This window comes from Ferroglobus sp. (assembly GCF_015521575.1).
In the GTDB taxonomy this organism is placed as follows: domain Archaea; phylum Halobacteriota; class Archaeoglobi; order Archaeoglobales; family Archaeoglobaceae; genus Ferroglobus.
The window spans coordinates 1-2930 of record NZ_WANY01000145.1; the positions used below are offsets into that span (position 1 = coordinate 1).

Below are 2930 nucleotides of genomic sequence, written 5' to 3' on the forward strand. Positions count from 1 at the left end.
CGATAAGAAAATACGGGAGCTCAAAAGCATACTCGCTTCTCAGGAAAAAATGGACGAGATAATAATTAAGGAACTCGAAGAAATAAAGAAAAACTACGGAGACGATAGGAGAACTAAGATAGTCGAGAAATACGAGGAGATAACGGAAGTTGACACAATAAAAGACGAGGACAACGTTCTGATAATCACCAAAGACGGGTTTGCTAAGAGGCTCGACGAAAGTGACTTCAGAGTTCAGAGGAGAGGTGGTGTTGGCATTTCCGGAATTTCCCTGAGGGATGGCGATTACGCTGCCTACATAGTTAAAGTCAGGTCTCTCGATAGAATACTCCTCTTCACAAAGGATGGGAAAGCGTTCTCAATAAACGCCTACGAAATTCCAAAGCAGGAGAGAAGCGGAAAGGGAGTGAGTTTAAAGAGATTTCTGAGAATTGAAGACGAGATTGTCGGGATAGTCCCCTTCGAAAAAGGAAATGTTGTAATTCTTACGGAGAGTGGATACATAAAAAAGGTTAACATCGCCGAGTTTGAAAACGCGAAGAGATCCGGAATATTAGCTTCTCCAGAAAGCGTTGCTTTTGTTAAAAAGCTTGATGGAAATGAGATCGTAATCGCCACTGAAAACGGAAGGCTCGTGAGGTTTAAAGCCGAAGAAGTTCCAGAGTACAAGAGAAACGCGAGAGGTGTGAAGGCTATAAGCCTTGAAGGAGACAAAATTGCCTGGATGGATGTTGGAAGCGAAGACTTGATTCTAACGCTAACCGAAAACGGTTACGGAAAGAGAACGAAGACGGAAGAGTTCAGGCTAACCGGGAGGGGAGCGAAGGGAGTTATAGCCCACAAGGTAAACGAAAAAACTGGTAGGCTCGTTTTTGCAGAGTTCGTAAAGAGCGACAAGCTCATGGTCGTCAGCAAAGACGGAAACGTGGTGGTCGTCGAAGTCAAGCAGATTCCGGTAATGGGAAGAAACGCTATCGGCGTTACCGTTAGCAAAAAAGGAATTATATCCGCGAGCTTCATTTAACTTCATGAGACTTGAAGCAAAAGAGTGGGTAGAGCGGGGGAACTACAGAGTGTCTAAGCTTTACGAGTTCAGCGAAGACTGCTTTATCCAGCTGGTGGAGATTAAAGGAAGGGTCGGCGGTCACTACCACAAAGTTCAGACGGAAGTTTTCGTCATAGTCGAAGGAGAGGGAGTAATGAAGATCGATGGAAACGATTACGAAGTTTCGTGCGGAAGCGTTCTACTCTGCAAGCCCGGAGCTATTCATTCAGCCGAAGGGAACATGAAGGTCTTAGTTTTCAAATACAATTACAAAGAGGACGACACCTTCTGGCTGGAAAAATAATATATTGTCTGGAGGAGAAAGTAGAGCGATGCTGTGGGTTGAAAAGTACCGCCCGAAAACGATCAAAGATGTTGTTGCTCCGTCAAGTATAATCAAAACTGTCGTAACTTGGGCTGAAAACTGGAAGAGAGGCGTTAAGCAGAAACCCCTTCTTTTTGCCGGTCCTCCGGGGGTTGGAAAAACCTCCCTCGCTTTAGCGTTAGCCAATACTTACGGTTGGGAAGTTGTGGAGTTAAATGCTTCCGATCAGAGAAACTGGAGCGTTATTTACAGAATTGTTGGAGAGGGAGCCTTTAACGAAACTTTGAGCGATGAAGGGGATTTTTTATCCACGAAGGAAGGAAAGCTGAAGCTCATAATTCTCGACGAGGTTGACAATATAAGCAAAAAAGAGGATTTCGGTGGAGAAAGCGCCCTGATAAAAGTTCTGAGAAGAAATCCACCTCAGCCGATGATACTGATAGCAAACGAACCCTACAACCTCTCGCCGGAGTTGAGAAACCTTGTGACGATGGTAAACTTCAAAAGACTAACAAGAGATCAGGTCGTGAAGGTTTTGGAGAGAATAGCGAAGCTTGAAGGAATTGAGATCGACAAGAAAGCCCTTTACGCAATAGCAGACAACGCCGGAGGAGACTTGAGGGCGGCGATAAACGATCTACAGGCAGTAGCTGAAGGGAGGAAAGTTGTAAAAGCCGAAGATGTAGTGGTGGCTAAGAGAACTCAAGAGACTGATGTTTTTAAGGTTATGCAGAAGATCTTCAAAACGTACTACTCGACTGTCTACTCAGAAACAATGCTTCTTGACGAATCCCCCGAGGACTTAATTTACTGGATCGACGCTAATGTACCGCTCGAATACGAAGGAGAAGATCTATACAAAGCTCAGCTCGTTCTTTCAAGGGCAGACATGTTCCTTGGAAGGGTGAAGAGGAGGCAGTTCTACAGACTGTGGAAATACGCCAGTTACTTAATGACCGTAGGAGTTCAGCAGTCGAAGAGCAAGGTGAAAAAAGGTTTCACAAGATACACTCGTCCGACGTTCTGGCAGAAGCTCGTGACTTTCCAAAAGAAGAGAGAATTACGGAGAAACATTCTGAAAAAACTCGCTAAGTATTCCCACATGTCGAGGAAAAAAGCGAATACGGAACTTTACGATTACGTGAGATTTCTCCTCTCCACGTTGGACACCGACACAGCGGCAAAAATTGCTGCTTTTTACGACCTAAACGAGGAGGAACTTAAATTTTTAGTTGGTGACGAGCGAGGAGAGGAAATCTACAGGTACATGAAGGAGCACAACTACCACAGAATTGAAGACGAGACTTTTCTTGAGGGATTCGCTGCAAAAGTTGAGGAGGTGGAACTGAAAGAAGCAGAAGTTGAAGAATTCGAAGAGAAGGAAGAAGAAGTTGAGATAGCCGAGGTTAAAGAGGAGAAGAAGGAAGAGGAGAAAAAGGAAACCAAGAGAAAGAGAAGGAAAAAGGAAAAGAAGGGCAAGGACATGTCCTTAGAGGAATTCTTCTCATGATAGAAGAAAGAGTAGGAATAGAGGGATATATTTCAAAAACTCCCGGAATC

3 protein-coding genes are annotated in these 2930 nt (G+C 44.4%); all 3 read left to right on the top strand.

Annotated features, from left to right (window positions below):
• Window positions 1-1024: DNA gyrase C-terminal beta-propeller domain-containing protein (locus F7C14_RS05995; protein WP_290900872.1), on the top strand; the 1024-nt coding region annotated here is incomplete at its 5' end.
• Window positions 1025-1028: 4 nt separating this feature from the next.
• Window positions 1029-1349 (top strand): cupin domain-containing protein, encoded by a 321-nt coding sequence (locus F7C14_RS06000; protein WP_290900874.1) that lies wholly within the window; start codon window positions 1029-1031, stop codon window positions 1347-1349.
• Window positions 1350-1377: 28 nt separating this feature from the next.
• On the top strand, window positions 1378-2880 hold the full coding sequence (locus tag F7C14_RS06005) for a replication factor C large subunit (RefSeq protein ID WP_290900876.1): 1503 nt from the start codon (window positions 1378-1380) through the stop codon (window positions 2878-2880).
• The last annotated feature ends 50 nt before the right edge of the window (window positions 2881-2930 follow it).

Bases quoted from the DNA above. Each gene is read 5' to 3' on its own strand.
- F7C14_RS06005 (WP_290900876.1), top strand. From the start codon at position 1,378: ATGCTGTGGGTTGAAAAGTACCGCCCGAAAACGATCAAAGATGTTGTT.
- F7C14_RS06000 (WP_290900874.1), top strand. From the start codon at position 1,029: ATGAGACTTGAAGCAAAAGAGTGGGTAGAGCGGGGGAACTACAGAGTG.